This window comes from Streptomyces sp. GESEQ-4 (assembly GCF_017948455.1).
Taxonomy (GTDB): domain Bacteria; phylum Actinomycetota; class Actinomycetes; order Streptomycetales; family Streptomycetaceae; genus Streptomyces.
On sequence record NZ_JAFFSU010000028.1, the window covers coordinates 72,528 to 89,133 of the forward strand.

Below are 16,606 nucleotides of genomic sequence, written 5' to 3' on the forward strand. Positions count from 1 at the left end.
GATGTCCTTTCCACTGCTGACAGCGACGGCGGCGCTCCCCGCGATCGGGGCGATCGCCACGGCCGCCGTACCGGCCGCCCAGCGCACCGCCGCCAAGTGGCTGGCGCTGCTGGTCTCGTTGGCCACCCTCGGGCTGGCCATCACCACCCTGGTGCGCTTCGATCCCGACGGTGACCGCTACCAGCTCACCGAATCCCACCCCTGGATCGCGGAGTTCGGGGTCCGGTACGAGCTGGGTGTGGACGGCATCGCGGTGGCGCTGATCGCGCTGACCGCACTGCTGATCCCGTTCATCATCCTCGCGGGCTGGCACGACGCCGATCCGCTGGAGACCGGAAGCAGGCGCTGGCGGCCGACGCAGGGCTTCTTCGCCCTGATCCTGGCCGTCGAGGCGATGGTGATCCTCTCCTTCGAGGCCACCGACGTCTTCCTCTTCTACATCTTCTTCGAAGCCATGCTGATCCCGATGTACTTCCTCATCGGCGGCTTCGGTGACCGTGCCCACGAGCACGGCGAGAAGGTGGCGTCGACGCAACGGTCGTACGCGGCCGTGAAGTTCCTGCTCTACAACCTGGTCGGCGGTCTGATCATGCTGGCCGCCGTGATCGGCCTGTATGTGGTCGCCGGGAACTTCTCGCTCCAGGAGATCGCCGAGGCGCGGGCCAACGGCTCGCTCGACATGGCGACCAACACCGAACGCTGGCTGTTCCTGGGCTTCTTCTTCGCCTTCGCGGTGAAGGCGCCGCTGTGGCCGCTGCACACCTGGCTGCCCAACGCGATGGGGGAGGCCACCGCTCCGGTCGCCGTCCTCATCACGGCGGTCGTCGACAAGGTGGGCACCTTCGCGATGCTCCGCTTCTGCCTCCAGCTGTTCCCGGAGGCGTCGAAGTGGGCGACGCCCGTCATCCTCGTACTGGCGCTGATCAGCATCATCTACGGGGCGCTGCTCGCCGTCGGGCAGCGGGACATCAAGCGGCTGGTGGCGTACGCGTCGATCTCGCACTTCGGGTTCATCATCATGGGCATCTTCGCGATGACCAGCCAGGGCCAGTCGGGCGCGACGCTGTACATGGTCAACCACGGGATCTCGACGGCCGCGTTGATGCTGGTGGCCGGCTTCCTGATCTCGCGGCGCGGCTCGCGGCTCATCGCGGACTACGGAGGGGTGCAGAAGGTCGCTCCGGTGCTCGCGGGCACGTTCCTGATCGGTAGCCTGGCGACCCTGTCGCTGCCCGGACTCGCCCCCTTTGTCAGTGAATTCCTGGTCCTGGTCGGCACGTTCGCGCGCTACCCGGTCATCGGGATCATCGCCACGTTCGGCATCGTGCTCGCCGCGCTCTACACCCTGGTCCTCTATCAGAGGACGATGACAGGCCCGGTGAAGGCGGAGGTCGCGGCGATGCCGGATCTCCGGGTGCGTGAACTCGTGGTCGTGGCCCCGCTGGTCGCGCTGCTGATCTTCCTGGGTGTCTACCCGAAGCCCGTCACGGACATCGTGAACCCGGCGGTCAAGCAGACCATGTCCGACGTAGAGCAGAAGGATCCTCAGCCCGAGGTGGAGGCGGCCAAGTGAGTACAGCAGTCGTCCACAGCCTGTGGACAACCGCGGCCGATCCGATCTCGAAGATCGAGTCGCCGAAGATCGAATACGGACAATTGTCGCCGACCTTGATCGTCGTCGGGGCGGCGGTGGTCGGGGTGCTGGTCGAGGCGCTGGTGCCGCGCAAGGCCCGCTACTACGTGCAGGTGTTCGTCTCCGTCGTGGCGCTGGTCGCCGCCTTCGCGGCGGTCGTCGCGCTCGCGGCGGACGGATACGGCACGACCCGCGCGGGCATCGCGGCGATGGGCGCCATCGCCGTCGACGGGCCGGCCCTGTTCCTGCAGGGCACGATCCTGCTCGCCGGTCTGGTGGGCCTGTTCACCTTCGCCGAACGGCGGCTGGACCCGGCGGCGCACGGCAACCGGGTCGACTCGTTCGCCGCGCAGGCCGCCTCCGTGCCGGGCAGCGACAGTGAAAAGGCCGCGGTCAAGGCGGGGTTCACCACCACCGAGGTGTTCCCGCTGCTGCTGTTCGCGATCGCGGGCATGCTGATCTTCCCGGCGGCCAACGACCTGCTGACGCTGTTCATTGCCCTGGAAGTCTTCTCCCTCCCGCTGTACCTGCTGTGCGCGATCGCCCGCCGCAAGCGGCTGATGTCGCAGGAGGCCGCGGTCAAGTACTTCCTGCTCGGCGCGTTCGCCTCCGCGTTCACGCTGTTCGGCATCGCGCTGCTGTACGGCTACGCGGGCTCGGTGTCGTACGCGACGATCGCGCAGGTCGTCGACGGCACGGTCACGAACGTCACCCCGGCGCTCGCGGACACCATGGGCAACGACGCGCTGCTGCTCATCGGCGCCGCGATGCTCGTGATGGGCCTGCTGTTCAAGGTCGGCGCCGTCCCGTTCCACATGTGGACGCCGGACGTCTACCAGGGCGCACCGACCCCGGTCACCGGATTCATGGCGGCGGCGACCAAGGTGGCCGCGTTCGGCGCGCTGCTCAGGATCCTGTACGTCGTGCTGCCCGGCCTGCGCTGGGACTGGCGGCCGGTCATGTGGGCGGTCGCGATCGTCACCATGCTCGGCGGTGCGATCGTCGCGATCACGCAGACCGACATCAAGCGGCTGCTGGCGTACTCGTCGATCGCGCACGCGGGCTTCATCCTCGCGGGTGTCATCGCGACCACGCCGGACGGAGTGTCGTCCGTGCTCTTCTATCTGGGCGCCTACTCGTTCGTGACGATCGGCGCGTTCGCGGTGGTCACGCTGGTACGGGATGCCGGTGGTGAGGCGACGCACCTGTCCAAGTGGGCCGGTCTCGGGCGCCGTTCGCCGCTCGTGGCGGCCGTGTTCGCGGTGTTCCTGCTGGCCTTCGCGGGCATTCCGCTGACCTCCGGCTTCGCCGGGAAGTTCGCCGTGTTCAAGGCGGCGGCGGAGGGTGGCGCGGGACCGCTGGTCGTGGTCGGTGTGATCTCGTCGGCGATCGCCGCGTTCTTCTACATCCGCGTCATCGTGCTGATGTTCTTCAGCGAGCCGGCGCCCGAGGGCCCGACGGTCGCCGTGCCGTCGGCGCTGACGACGACGGCGATCGGCGTGGGTGTGGCGGTCACGCTGGTGCTCGGTGTGGCGCCGCAGTACTTCCTGGACCTGGCGAGCCAGGCGGGAGTGTTCGTGCGCTGAACCGATCCGGACGCATACGGCCGCCCGGCACCCCTTGCTCTGGGGTGCCGGGCGGCTGTGCGTGAGGGGCTGTTGTTCCGTGAGCCTCGGGGCGGGTGAAGCCTGTGGATAACTCCGACGGTGTCAGAGCGGACCCCTATCGTGGAGGCAGTGGTCGAGGTACGGCGTACGGGGGCACAGCGATGGGTGGGACGGGCGGGATCGGCGGGATGACAGCGGTAGCCGGGAGCGAGGCGCTAGCCACGCTCCACAGGGTTTTCGGGTACGACAGTTTCCGCGGCGAGCAGGAAGCCGTCATCGAGCATGTCGTGGCCGGCGAGGACGCCGTCGTGCTCATGCCGACCGGGGGCGGCAAGTCACTGTGCTACCAGATCCCGTCCCTGGTCAGACCCGGTACGGGCGTGGTCGTCTCACCGCTGATTGCGCTGATGCAGGACCAGGTGGACGCGCTGCGGGCACTCGGTGTGCGGGCCGGGTTCATGAACTCCACGCAGGACTTCGACGAGCGCCGGGTGGTGGAGGCCGAGTTCCTGGCGGGCGAGCTGGACCTGCTGTATCTGGCGCCGGAGCGCCTGCGGCTGGACGCCACCCTCGATCTGCTCTCGCGCGGCAAGATCGCCGTCTTCGCGATCGACGAGGCGCACTGCGTGTCCCAGTGGGGCCACGACTTCCGCCCCGACTATCTGGCCCTCTCCCTGCTCGGGGAGCGCTGGCCCGACGTTCCGCGGATTGCGCTCACGGCGACGGCCACCCACGCGACGCACCAGGAGATCACCCAGCGGCTGAACATGCCGACGGCCCGCCACTTCGTGGCGAGCTTCGACCGGCCCAACATCCAGTACCGGATCGTGCCGAAGGCCGACCCCAAGAAACAGCTGCTGAGCTTCCTGCGCGAGGAGCACGCGGGCGACGCGGGCATCGTGTACTGCCTGTCCCGCAAGTCGGTGGACTCGACGGCCGAGTTCCTGAGCCGCAACGGCATCGAGGCGGTGCCGTATCACGCCGGTCTGGACGCGGGCACGCGCGCGGCGCACCAGTCCCGGTTCCTGCGGGAGGACGGCCTGGTCGTGGTGGCGACCATCGCCTTCGGGATGGGCATCGACAAACCGGACGTACGGTTCGTCGCGCATCTGGATCTGCCGAAGTCGGTGGAGGGGTACTACCAGGAGACGGGGCGTGCGGGGCGGGACGGGCTGCCGTCCACGGCCTGGATGGCGTACGGGCTCAACGACGTCATACAGCAGCGCAAGCTGATCCAGTCCGGCGAGGGGGACGAGGCGTTCCGGCGACGGGCCGCCGCCCACCTGGACTCGATGCTGGCGCTGTGCGAGACGGCGCAGTGCCGCAGGGGCCAGCTGCTCGCCTACTTCGGTCAGGATCCCGATCCGGCCGGCTGCGGCAACTGCGACACCTGTCTGACCCCGCCGGAGACGTGGGACGGCACCGTCGCCGCGCAGAAGGTGCTGTCGACGGTGGTGCGGCTGCAGCGGGAGCGCGGGCAGAAGTTCGGCGCGGTGCAGATCGTCGACATCCTGCTGGGCAAGCGCACCGGCAAGGTGATCCAGTTCGACCACGACCAGCTGTCCGTGTTCGGCATCGGCGAGGAGCTGTCCGAGGGCGAATGGCGGGGCGTCGTACGGCAGTTGCTGGCGCAGGGGCTACTCGCGGTCGAGGGGGAGTACGGCACGCTGGTGCTGACCGAGGCGAGCGGGGAGGTGCTGCGGCGGGAGCGGGAGGTGCCGCTGCGCAAGGAACCGAAGAAGCCGGCGTCCGCCCGCGCGACGTCGTCCTCCTCCGGCCGGGGCGACCGCAAGCCCAAGGCGGCGGTGGCCGAACTGCCCGAGGAGCTGCTGCCCGCCTTCGAGGCGCTGCGCGCGTGGCGTGCCGAGCAGGCCCGTGAACAGGGCGTCCCGGCGTATGTGATCTTCCATGACGCCACCCTCCGGGAGATCGTCACGGTGTGGCCGACGTCGGTGCGAGAACTCGGCGGTGTCAGCGGGGTGGGGGAGAAGAAGCTCGTGACGTACGGGGAGGGCGTCATCGGGGTGCTGGCCTCGCTGGAGGGCGGGGCGCCGGGCGCTGCTCCCGCTCCTGCTCCCGCGGGCGCCGGTGCGACGGGCGATGACGATCACTGGCCCGAGATGGAGGCGGAACCGGGGCCGGAGCCGGACGACTGGGGATAGGCGGTTCCTGTGATGCCGTGATGGCGCCACATGGCGCCAGGTGGTGTCATCCAGTTCTGCGTGGTGCCGCAATCGCCCCAGGTGGGCGCCAATCCGTTCTCGCAGGTCAGGGTGGGGTCGGCGGGGTGTCGCGCCTGGGGTGTCGCATGACCGCTTGCGTGTGGCGCCATCGTGGTGCCATGATGGCGTCATGGACCTCACGCCGTATGTCGACACCCTCCGCCGTGAACTCGCGGTGGCCGCCGAAGCCGGCGGTGACGAAGCCCGCGAGCTGGCCGAGCGGCTCACGGCTCCTCTGGAGTCGGCGACCCGTCTGACCCTGCTCAATGTGCTCTCCGCCGCGATGGACGAGATCACCCGGGAACTCGCCCCCGGCTCGGTCGACGTACGGCTGCGTGGGCTCGACCCCGACTTCGTGGTGACACTGCCGCCGACCGACGACGGCGCCCCCGCGGAGCCTGTCGCGCCCGTCGAGCACCTCAGGGCCTCGGCTCCCGCCGACGGTGACGAGGGCGGCACCGCTCGCGTCAATCTGCGGCTGCCGGCGCACCTCAAGGCGCGTGCCGAGGAGGCCGCGAGCCGTGAGGGGTTGTCGGTCAACGCGTGGCTGGTGCGGGCCGTGTCGGCCGCGGTCGACGGTGGCGCCCGGCCGCGTCCGGCGGAGAAGACCCGGACCGTCGGACAGAGCTTCACGGGCTGGGTGCGCTAGCCGCGCCCGCGCCCGCCCCACGTCATCCACATCACGTCCCCACCAGCGGGGACGCCCCGAAGACCCAAGAGGACGGGACAGCCATGCCTACTTTCGACACCCGCGAAGCGATCTCGGTCAACGCCCATGTGGGCGCCGGTTCTGTCCAGTTCACCGCGAGCGACCGCCCCGACACCGTCGTCGAGGTGGAGCCCGCCAACCCGCAGCGAGGCAAGGACGTGCGGGCCGCCGAGCAGACCGAGGTCTCGTACGCGAGCGGCGTCCTCACGCTCAGGACGGCCGAGCGCCGCATGATCGGCCCCAGCGGCCTCGTGCACGTGACGGTCGAGCTGCCCGTCGGCTCGTCCCTCGACGTGACCGGCTCCTGGACCCAGGTACTCGGCGAGGGTCGGCTCGGGAAGGTGCGGGTGAAGACGTCGGGCGGCGACGTCCGGCTCGACACCACGGGGCCGCTGCACGTCAAGGCCTCGCACGGCTCGATCCGCGTGGACCGCGTAGAGGGCATGGCAGAGATCACCACCAGCTCCGGCAGCCTGCGGATCGGACTCGTCGACGGTCACGCCGTCCTGAAGAACTCGCACGGCACCACGATCGTCGACGCCGTGACCGGTGAGCTGCGCGTGAGTGGCGCGCACGGCGACATCGAGATCGGGCGCGCCGAGGCCTCGGTCTCCGCCACCACCGCCCATGGCGCCCTGCGCGTGACCGACATTGCCCGCGGCACCGTCCAACTGGAGACCAGCTACGGCGCCATCGAGGTCGGCATCCGCGAAGGCAGCGCCGCCTGGCTCGACGCCAACTCCGAGAACGGCCAGGTCCGCAACGCGCTCACCCCGTCCGAGGCCCCGGAGCAGACCGAAAACATTGTCAAGGTTCGCGCGCGGACCAACTGGGGCAACATCGACATCCGCCGCGCCAAGTCCTGAGCGCGCCCCATCCGCAACACGCCTCATCCCCACCCCGCTTCAGCCTTCAAAGGGAGGGCTCCATGCCTTCATCTGTCATGCTCACGTCCAGGCGTGGCGGCGACGGTCCACAGTCGCCCGCCGCCGTCTCCACCGTCGGTCTGCGCAAGTCCTACGGCGACAAGACCGTCCTCAACGGCATCGACCTGCGCATCCCGGCCGGTTCCGTGTTCGCGCTGCTCGGGCCGAACGGCGCCGGGAAGACCACCGCCGTGAAGATCCTCTCCACGCTCATCACCGCCGACGGCGGGCAGGCCCAGGTCGCGGGCCACGACATCGCCGCCGATCCGCAGGCCGTACGCGAGGCGATCGGTGTCACGGGGCAGTTCTCGGCCGTGGACGGGCTGATCACCGGTGAGGAGAACATGCTCCTCATGGCGGACCTGCACCACCTGTCCAGGTCCGAGGGGCGGCGGGTCGCCGCCGAACTCCTCGAACGCTTCGATCTCGTCGAGGCGGCGAAGAAGCCCGCCTCCACCTACTCCGGCGGTATGAAGCGGCGGCTCGACATCGCCATGACGCTGGTCGGGAGTCCGCGGATCATCTTTCTCGACGAGCCGACCACCGGCCTCGACCCGCGCTCCCGCCACAACATGTGGGGCATCATCCGCGGGCTGGTCTCCGACGGGGTCACGGTCTTCCTCACCACCCAGTACCTGGAGGAGGCCGACGAACTCGCCGACCGCATCGCGGTGCTGAACGACGGCAAGATCGCCGCCGAAGGCACCGCCGACGAGCTCAAGCGCCTCATCCCCGGCGGACATGTCCGCCTGCGCTTCACCGACCCGGCCGCCTACCAGTCCGCCGCCACAGCACTGCGCGAGGTCACCCGGGACAACGAATCCCTCGCCCTGCACATCCCCAGCGACGGCAGCCAGCGTGAACTGCGCTCCCTCCTCGACTGGCTGGACTCCGCCGGCATCGAGGCCGACGAGCTGACCGTGCACACCCCCGACCTCGACGACGTCTTCTTCGCCCTCACCGGCAGCGGCGCCGACGTCACCGACCAGCCCAAGGAGAACGTCCGATGAGCTCCCTCTCCCTCACTGTGCGCGACTCCTCCACGATGCTGCGGCGCAATCTCCTCCACGCCCGCCGCTACCCGTCGCTCACCCTGAACCTGCTGCTCACGCCGGTCATGCTCCTGCTGCTCTTCGTCTACATCTTCGGCGACACGATGAGCGCGGGCATCGGAGGCGGCGGGGCGGACAGGTCCGAGTACATCGCCTATCTCGTGCCCGGTGTCCTGATGATGACCACCGGTTCCACCGCGGTCGGCACCGCCGTGTCCGTCGCCATGGACATGAACGAGGGCATCATCGCCCGCTTCCGCACGATGGCGATCCACCGCGGCTCCGTGCTCATCGGGCACGTTCTCGGCAGCGTGCTCCAGGCGATCATGAGCGTGGTCTTCGTCGGCGCCATCGGCGTGGCCATCGGCTTCCGCTCCACGGACGCCACGGCCCTGGAGTGGCTCGCGGCATTGGCCCTGCTCACCCTGTTCACCCTGGCGCTCATCTGGCTCGCGGTCGGCATGGGACTGGTCAGCCCGAACGCCGAGGCGGCCAGCAACAACGCCCTGCCGCTGGTCTTCCTCCCGCTCATCTCCAGCGCCTTCGTCCCGCTCGACGCGATGCCGGGCTGGTTCCAGCCGATCGCCGAGTACCAGCCGTTCACCCCGGCCATCGAGACCCTGCGCGGTCTGCTGCTCGGCACCGAGATAGGCAACAACGGATGGATCGCCGTCGCCTGGTGCCTCGCCCTCACCGCACTCGGCTACTTCTGGTCCAAGTCGGTGTTCAACCGCGACCCGAAGTAGCGAGGCTGTCCCCCCTGCCCCCTTACGCCAACGCCGTCAACCCCGGCCCGAAAAGGATGAGCAAGGGCAGCAACGGCACCAGCCCGGCCGTCGTCGTAGCGATGATCCTGCGGCGGCGGCCCAGCCGTGGGCGGGGCTCAAGGAGCCGGTCCACGCGCTCGCCGAGCAGGCGGTGGCTGGATGCGCAGGAGAGGACGCCCCGGTGCTGGTTGAGCTCGATCAACGCCAGCGCGGTGGTCAGGTGGCCGCACCGGCGGGACGCCGTGTCGTCGGCGGCGAGTTCGACCAGGCGGTGGGTCTGGTCGCAGAAGTGGGCGAAGAGCGGGATGCGGGGGAAACCGGTGGCGAGGGCGGTGGACAGGTGCAGCAGCCAGTCGTGGTGGGCGCGTGCGTGGTCGCGTTCGTGGGTGAGTACGGCATCGAGCTGGTGGTCGGTCAGCCGGTGCAGGGCGCCGGTGGTGACGACCAGTTGGGGCGGGTTGCCGGGCATCCACCAGGCGTCGGGGTACTCGTCCTCGAGGACCAGGAGCGGACCGCGCGCGGCGGCACCCAGCCCGGCCGGCAGTTCGGGGGCGCGTTCGAGCAGATGCGCTCGGGTCTGGCCGCGGCGCCTGCGCGCCTCCACCAGCTCACGGGCGAGCATCGCCGTCGTCCAGGCGGCCCCGCAGGCCAGCAGCAGGGTGAGGGCGGCGGCCCAGGCCGGGGCCGTGGACAGGTCGTACGCGGCGGTCACCGACGGCGGCGCCGGGGCGAAGACCCGGTCGCGGACGGTGTGGAAGACGGCGGCCGTGCCCAGCACGAGCGCCGTCAGACAGCACAGCAGCACCGTGGCGACCAGGCACTGCCACACCCACAGCCCGACCACGGGTTCCCGCTCCGGCCACACCGCCCGGGTCAGCGCACGCGGGACCGGCACGGCGGCCGTGAGGGCGACGACGCTCAGCAGGAGCAGGCAGACGGTCATGCCAGGGTCTCCGGATCCTGGTCGGGAAGGCTGCGCTTCAGGAGGAGGTGCGGCTACGGGGCATCCCGCCCGCCGTAAGTATGACGGCGATGGCCGCCCGAGTCATGGGACAAGCACGACCCGATACCCCCTCCGCGCCAGCCCTCCCACTCAGCTCCCCGCCACGACCCGCCCCACAACCTCCCCCACCCCGACCCGCACCCCGTCCGCCCCCGGCGCCCAGGCCGACAGCGTCACCACGTCCCCGTCCTCCAGGAACGTCCGCTTGCCGTCGGGGAGTTCCAGGGCGTCGCGGCCGTTCCAGGTCAGTTCCAGGAGGGACCCGCGTTCGTGTTCGGCCGGGCCGCTGACCGTGCCGGAGCCGTAGAGGTCGCCGGTGCGCAGGGAGGCGCCGTTGACGGTCATGTGGGCCAGTTGCTGGGCGGCCGTCCAGTACATGGTGGAAAAGGGCGGCTCGGAGATCACATGGCCGTTGATGGCGACCGAGATGCGCAGGTCGTAGCCGCCGGGCTCCACGTCGGACGCGGTGTCGTCCAGATAGGGGAGCAACGCATGCGTCCGCTCCGGCGGCGCCACCCGCGCCCCCTCCAGCGCGTCCAGCGGCGTGATCCACGCCGACACCGACGTGGCGAAGGACTTGCCGAGGAACGGGCCGAGGGGGACGTACTCCCAGGCCTGGATGTCGCGTGCGGACCAGTCGTTGAGGAGGCAGAGGCCGAAGACGTGGTCCCGGAAGTCGCCGAGCCCCACCGGCCGGCCCATCGGTGACGGCGTGCCCACCACGAAGCCGACCTCCGCCTCGATGTCCAGGCGGACGGAGGGGCCGAAGACGGGCGCCGGGTCGGCGGGGGACTTGCGCTGCCCTGACGGTCGTACGACATCCGTGCCCGACACGACCACCGTGCCGGAGCGGCCGTGGTAACCGATCGGCAGATGCTTCCAGTTGGGGGTCAGGGAGTCGGGGGCGTCGGGGCGGAAGATGCGGCCGACGTTCCGGGCGTGATTCTCGGAGGCGTAGAAGTCGACGTAGTCCGCGACCTCGAAGGGGAGGTGCAGGGTCACCGAGGACAGCGGGTGGAACAGCGGCGCGACGGTCTCCCGGTGGGACGGCACCGTCAGCCATGCCGTGAGCGCGCGCCGTACGTCCGACCAGGTGGTGCGGCCCGCGGCCAGCAGCGGATTGAGGGTGGGCCGGGCGAGCAGGGGGGCGTACGGCGAGCCGAGCGCGTGCGCCGCCGCGCCCGCGTCGAGGACGTGGTCGCCGAGCCGGACCCCGACCCTCCGCTCCGTGGAACCGGCGGGGGAGAAGACACCGTACGGAAGGTTGTGCGGGCCGAAGGGGTCGCCCTCGGGGACATCGAAGGGGGGCATGGGTGCTGCCTCGCTCTCGTGCGGTCCGTATGCCAGGTGTGTCATGTGGTCGCGGCACACGTTACGGGGGTGAGGCATGGTGCGGCAGCCGCAGGTCAGCGACGTCACCGAAGCCGATCCGGACGGCAGCGGGGGCCTTAGGGAGGCGCGTGTGGGAACGAGACGTCACGGCGGCACGGTGGCAGGCGGTCCGTGGGTGTCCCGAGGGAGTGAAACGAGGGCTCTGCGGCCCAAGTCGCCGTAGGAGGCGTCCTGTTCGCGTCGAGTCGGTCGGGCTTTCTGTCCGTATTCTCTGATCATGGCCGCACCCATCGCATATTCACTCATCGCCACTGATCTGGACGGCACCCTGCTCCGGGGCGACGACACGCTCTCCGACCGGTCGCTCGCCGCGCTTGCGCAGGTGACGGCGTCCGGCGCCCGGCACTTGGTGGTGACGGGGCGGCCGGCCCCGAGGGTGCGGCCGTTGCTCGACATCCTCGGCAGCGGGGGGCTCGCGGTGTGCGGACAGGGCGCGCAGGTGTACGACGCCGGCGCGGACCGTCTGCTGTGGTCCGTCACGCTGGACCGGGAGCTGGCCGAGACCGCGCTCGGCAAGATCGAGGCGGAGATCGGGCAGGTGTACGCCGCCGTCGACCAGGACGGCGTCGACGGACTCACGCTCATCGAACCGGGGTATCTGATGCCCCACCCGACCCTGCCCGCCGTACGCGTGGGGCGCCGCGACGACCTGTGGTGTGCGCCCATCAGCAAGGTGCTGCTGCGTCATCCCGCCCTGTCCGACGATGAGTTGGCGTCGACGGCGCGCGCGGTGGTGGGTTCACTCGCGACGGTCACCATGTCGGGGCCCGGGACCGTCGAACTCCAGCCATGCGGGGTGACCAAGGCGACCGGTCTCGCGCTGGCCGCCGAGCATCTCGGGCTGGGGCCCGGGCAGACCGTCGCCTTCGGGGACATGCCCAACGACATCCCCATGTTCGACTGGGCGGCGCACGGCGTCGCCATGGCCAACGCCCATCCCGAACTCAAGGCGGTGGCCGACGAGATCACCTTGTCGAACGAGGACGACGGCATCGCCGTCGTCCTCGAACGTCTCTTCGCGGAACGTCTCTACCCGACGGGGTAGTTCAACGTCTCTACCTGACCGGGTAGTTCTCAGTACGCGCCGAAGACGTTGTCGATCGAGCCGTACCGCTGGGCCGCGTAGTTGCAGGCGGCGGTGATGTTCGCGACCGGGTCGTACGGGTCGTATGCCGTGCCGGCCACGTGGTACGCCTGGAAGGTCGGGTCGATGACCTGGAGCAGGCCCTTCGACGGGGTGCCCGCGGCGGCGTTGGAGTCCCAGTTGTTGATGGCGGCCGGGTTGCCCGAGGACTCCCGAATGATGTTGCGGTAGATGCCGTCGTACGACCCGGGGATGCCGTTCTGCGCCATCACCTGGAGGGACGCCCGGATCCAGCCGTCGAGGGTGTCGGAGTAGCCCAGCGAGGTGGCGGTGGCCACGGTCGGGGTGGCCGCCGAGGCGCTGGTCGCGCCGATCACCGGCAGCGCGAGGACGGCGACGCCGGTGCCGGCGACGGCGATGGCGCGGGTGATGCGAGCGGTTCTGGTACTGCGGTGCTTACCGGCTGCAGCCATGGCGAAGTTCCTCTCCGGCGCCTGCGAGGTGAGCTGTCGGGTTCGGGCTGGGAGGTGCCCGGCCACACCCTGATGGCATGGCTTCACCCCGAGCCGTCCCGGCGCGGTGTCCGGTCCGGCGGCTTACCTGGGTCCCCCGCTCCTGCCGTGCGGTGAGTCGGTCAATGGGTCGTCCGGGCGGTGGCAGGATTCGGCGTCCGCCCGACAGGCCGGGAACGTATGCGAGAGCACATGTCCGAAACAAGTACCGGATTCACACATCGCACCTATTGACCTTGGTGTGGGGCGAATGTGCCGCTTGATCCTTTGCACTCGCCAAGCCCAACTGGCCATGACGGAAGGCGGATCGACGGGTGCCTGTGTGTTTTCTGTGCAGGCCGGGACGTGAGTCACATCACGCGTGATCGCAAGCGTAGCAAAACGGGCAATAGGCCCAAGAGGGCTTTATTAACCGGCCGTTCGCGGGATGCGCTTCTCCCAGGTCCGATGGAAGAGGACTTGGCCGCCCTCCGTGCAGATCACCTCGTCGGAGGTGGTGAAGTGGTCCCCGTCGCAGCTGATCTCCGAGCGCGTGCGGACCGTGGTGTCCCAGCCCTGTTCCGGGCGGTGCAGCCGGATCGACCAGTCCGAGTGCGTGCGGGCCGACAGCGGGTCCGCCTCGTCGATCGCGTACGTCTCCAGCGCGTCCTCGGTGCACTCCAGTCCGTCGGGGTAGACGCGCGTGCCGCCGTACCTTGGGTCCACCTCAAGGCGCCACGCGCCCCGCGCGACGTCCCGCACCATCAGGCGCTCGGGGCGCGGCTCGTCGAGCGTGGCGGGGAAGTTGACGCCCAGCGGCTCTGCCTGCTCGGGCTCCTCGAAACGGATATTACGGTCGAATTCGCGCTTCCGTACGGGCAGTTCCAGGAAGCTGCCCGCCGGGTCCAGGGTGAAGCCCGCCGCCGAGTCGGGCTGCGGCCAGATCCACGGCCAGTACGCGGAGGAGACGGCGAGCCGGATGCGGTGGCCGGGCGGGAAGGCATGGCCGATGGCATTCAGCTCGAAGGCCACCTCTTCGGTGGTGCCCGGCGTCCACGGCACGGTCCGGTCGCGGCCCGCTCGTGCCGAGAGGTTCAATGCTCCGCGCGTGACCAGGGTCGACGAGCCGTCCGGTGCTATGTCACATACCCTCGCCACGATCTGCCCCCGCGGCGCCTGAGCAGTCACCCGCAGCCCCACCCGCGCCCGCCCCAGCACCCACGTCTCCTCGGCCACCGGAAACTCGAAGCACACCGACCGCGCGTCCTCCTCCCGCTGGTCCGGCGGCAGGTCGGCGTCGTTGCCGATGGGCAGGAAGCGGCCGGCGTCGATCCCGGTGTGCATCGGCGACCGTACGAGGACGGGGGCGCCCTGGCAGGCGTACGTCACCGTCGTCACGTTCGGGGAGGGCCACGCGGGCTCGCCGACCCAGCGGCCGGGCAGGGTGCCGTACACCGTGGCGGGGTGGTGGGAGTCGGTGACGTAGGCGCGCAGCAGGGGCTCGGGGAGCGCGCCCTTGCCCTTGAGCCAGTGGTCCCACCAGCGCAGCGTCTCCTGGAGGAAGCCGATCGCCGGGCCGGGTGGCAGGCCGCGGTCGGGGTACTGGTGCGACCAGGGGCCGATCAGTCCCTGTACGCGATCGGGCGGGAGGTGCTCGACGAGCCGCAGCACGGTGTCGCGGTACGGGTCGTGCCAGCCGCCCACCGCGAGGACCGCCGCCTTGATCGCGCCGTAGTCCTCGCAGACGCTGCCCTGGCGCCAATAACGGTCCCGGGTCTGGTGGGCGAGCCAGGTGTGGATGAAGGGCTGGACACCCTCCAGGCGCTCGATCCACATCTCGCGCCAGGCCTCGCCGGCGTACCGCGGATCGGGCGGCCGGGAGGCGAAGGCGAGCAGGGTGGCGGCCCGGGCGTGCATGTCCACCGCGAGGACGGAACCTCCCATGTAGTGCACGTCGTTGTCATAGCGATCGTCCGTCGCGCAGACGGTCACGATCGCCTTGAGCGGCTCGGGCGCGAGGGCCGCGATCTGGAGGGAGTTGGAGCCGCCCCAGGAGATGCCGAACATGCCCACCTTGCCGTCGCACCAGGGCTGCGCCGCCAGCCAGTTGACCACCTCGACCCCGTCGGCCAGCTCCGTCACCGCGTACTCGTCGCCCGGCACGCCCTCGCTGTTGCCGTGCCCGCGCACGTCGACCCGGACGGAGGCGTAGCCGTGGCCCGCGTACCAGGGGTGGCGCTGGAAGTCGCGCGGGGCGGTCCAGTCGGTCAGGCGGTGCGGGAGGTATTCGAGGAGCGCCGGCACGGGCTCGTCGGTGAGCGGGCGCCACACGCGCGCGTAGAGCAGGGTCCCGTCCGACAGAGGGATACGGAGGTCCTCGTGGGTCGTCTCGTAGGGGAAGGACGTGCGGATGTTCATGGACACACCTCCCTACTTCCGGGTAAGTCGATAGATATCCATTCTTTTCAGATGATCGAAAACATACCGGTCGTGATCCGATACCGCCCGTGGTGCACGGGTGGGTGGGCATCGGTGATCGAAAGGTGACCGGATACGCTGACTTGAGTGATGGCAGCGACCTATCGACAAACCGTGTAAACGCCAGTGGACACCAGCAGACAGGAGACCCCTCGTGACCGTCGTCGGGCCGTTCGGGCTGAGCGTGCGGGACCAGGCTCTGGAAGCCGATGTCCAGGCCGGATTGGCGGCTGTCGAGGAAGGGTTGCTCGAAGCCACCAAGAGTGAGGTCCCGTTCATCACCGAGGCCGCGCAGCATCTGGTGCGGGCCGGCGGCAAGCGCTTCCGGCCACTGCTCGTGATGCTCTCCGCGCAGTTCGGGGACCCGTACGCACCGGGGGTCGTGCCGTCCGCCGTGGTCGTCGAGCTGACGCACCTCGCGACGCTGTACCACGACGACGTGATGGACGAGGCGGGCGTACGGCGCGGGGGGCCCAGCGCGAACGTCCGCTGGGGCAACTCGGTCGCCGTGCTCACCGGTGACTTCCTCTTCGCGCGCGCCTCGCACACCCTCGCCGACCTCGGTCCGGAGGCGGTGCGGGTGCAGGCGGAGGCGTTCGAGCGGCTGGTGACCGGGCAGATCCTGGAGACGGCAGGACCGACGGACGGCCGGGATCCGGTCGAGCACTACCTGGACGTGCTGAGCGGGAAGACCGGGTCGCTGGTCGCGGTGTCGTGCCGGTTCGGGGCGATGATGTCCGGCGCCGACGAGACGGTGATCGACGTGCTGACGCAGTACGGGGAGCGGCTCGGGGTCGCCTTCCAGCTCGCCGACGACGTACTGGACATCGCGTCCGACTCGCACGAGTCCGGGAAGACGCCGGGGACTGATCTGCGCGAGGGGATTCCGACGCTTCCGGTGCTGCTGCTGCGGGAGCGGGCGGCCCGTCTGGGGCTGGCCGACGATGTCGCGCTGTGCGAGCTGCTGGACTCCGACCTGAGTGACGACGCGCGGCTCGCGGAGGCGCTCGCGGGCTTGCGCGGGCATCCCGCGCTGGAGCAGGCGCGGCGGGACACGGTGCGGTACGCGGAGGATGCGCGGGCCGCGCTGGCTCCGCTGCCGGAGTGCGATGCGAAGGCGGCGCTGCTGGAGTTGTGCGACGCCGTGGTGCATCGGGCGGGCTAGTTCCGGCGCTGAGCAGCGGAGACCTGTGATGTGACGCAGGTCACATAGCTGGACTGAGTCCAGACTGAGATCGCCTC

The 16,606-nt window shown here is 70.0% G+C and carries 13 protein-coding genes and 1 riboswitch; of the genes, 9 read left to right on the plus strand and 4 right to left on the minus strand.

The features are described 5' to 3' along the window. The first annotated feature begins 1 nt into the window (after position 1). From KCH48_RS35595 to KCH48_RS35625, 7 genes are all read left to right on the plus strand, one after another. Complete coding sequence (locus KCH48_RS35595) at positions 2-1,573, plus strand: NADH-quinone oxidoreductase subunit M (RefSeq protein ID WP_210581093.1); 1,572 nt, start codon at positions 2-4, stop codon at positions 1,571-1,573. Next, complete coding sequence (nuoN, locus tag KCH48_RS35600; protein WP_210581095.1) at positions 1,570-3,219, plus strand: NADH-quinone oxidoreductase subunit NuoN; 1,650 nt, start codon at positions 1,570-1,572, stop codon at positions 3,217-3,219. Before KCH48_RS35595 ends, nuoN begins: the two co-directional genes overlap by 4 nt. A 182-nt stretch (positions 3,220-3,401) precedes the next feature. Next, a complete protein-coding gene (gene recQ, locus KCH48_RS35605) occupies positions 3,402-5,402 on the plus strand; it encodes a DNA helicase RecQ (protein WP_210581097.1) in 2,001 nt (666 codons plus the stop codon). A 190-nt stretch (positions 5,403-5,592) separates the two neighbouring features. Beyond that, the gene (locus KCH48_RS35610) at positions 5,593-6,111 is read left to right on the plus strand and encodes a toxin-antitoxin system HicB family antitoxin (protein ID WP_210581099.1); all 519 of its coding nucleotides are present in this window, start codon (positions 5,593-5,595) and stop codon (positions 6,109-6,111) included. Positions 6,112-6,194: 83 nt separating this feature from the next. Next, positions 6,195-7,037: a DUF4097 family beta strand repeat-containing protein gene (locus tag KCH48_RS35615; protein WP_210581100.1), complete on the plus strand. Its 843-nt coding sequence runs from the start codon at positions 6,195-6,197 to the stop codon at positions 7,035-7,037. 62 nt (positions 7,038-7,099) lie between these two features. Continuing rightward, on the plus strand, positions 7,100-8,107 hold the full coding sequence (locus KCH48_RS35620) for an ATP-binding cassette domain-containing protein (protein ID WP_210581102.1): 1,008 nt from the start codon (positions 7,100-7,102) through the stop codon (positions 8,105-8,107). After that, complete coding sequence (locus KCH48_RS35625; RefSeq protein ID WP_210581104.1) at positions 8,104-8,895, plus strand: ABC transporter permease; 792 nt, start codon at positions 8,104-8,106, stop codon at positions 8,893-8,895. The genes KCH48_RS35620 and KCH48_RS35625 overlap by 4 nt, the downstream gene beginning before the upstream one ends. A 22-nt stretch (positions 8,896-8,917) precedes the next feature. Here KCH48_RS35625 and KCH48_RS35630 read toward each other — a convergent pair whose 3' ends face one another. After that, positions 8,918-9,859, minus strand: coding sequence for a M56 family metallopeptidase (locus tag KCH48_RS35630; RefSeq protein ID WP_210581105.1), 942 nt, complete (start codon positions 9,857-9,859; stop codon positions 8,918-8,920). Positions 9,860-10,009: 150 nt separating this feature from the next. Next, positions 10,010-11,230, minus strand: a complete 1,221-nt coding sequence (gene fahA / locus KCH48_RS35635; protein ID WP_210581107.1) for a fumarylacetoacetase — start codon at positions 11,228-11,230, stop codon at positions 10,010-10,012. A 298-nt stretch (positions 11,231-11,528) separates the two neighbouring features. Between fahA and KCH48_RS35640 the strand changes: the two genes are divergently transcribed. Continuing rightward, complete coding sequence (locus KCH48_RS35640) at positions 11,529-12,356, plus strand: HAD family hydrolase (protein WP_210581109.1); 828 nt, start codon at positions 11,529-11,531, stop codon at positions 12,354-12,356. 29 nt (positions 12,357-12,385) lie between these two features. On the opposite strand, the gene KCH48_RS35645 is transcribed toward KCH48_RS35640, so the two are convergent. Beyond that, positions 12,386-12,868, minus strand: coding sequence for a transglycosylase SLT domain-containing protein (locus KCH48_RS35645; RefSeq protein WP_210581111.1), 483 nt, complete (start codon positions 12,866-12,868; stop codon positions 12,386-12,388). A gap of 5 nt (positions 12,869-12,873) precedes the next feature. Then, a riboswitch (cyclic di-AMP (ydaO/yuaA leader) is annotated at positions 12,874-13,041 on the minus strand. Positions 13,042-13,315: 274 nt separating this feature from the next. Continuing rightward, positions 13,316-15,304, minus strand: a complete 1,989-nt coding sequence (locus KCH48_RS35650; protein WP_210581113.1) for a CocE/NonD family hydrolase — start codon at positions 15,302-15,304, stop codon at positions 13,316-13,318. A 214-nt stretch (positions 15,305-15,518) separates the two neighbouring features. Between KCH48_RS35650 and KCH48_RS35655 the strand changes: the two genes are divergently transcribed. Next, a complete protein-coding gene (locus tag KCH48_RS35655; protein ID WP_210581115.1) occupies positions 15,519-16,529 on the plus strand; it encodes a polyprenyl synthetase family protein in 1,011 nt (336 codons plus the stop codon). The last annotated feature ends 77 nt before the right edge of the window (positions 16,530-16,606 follow it).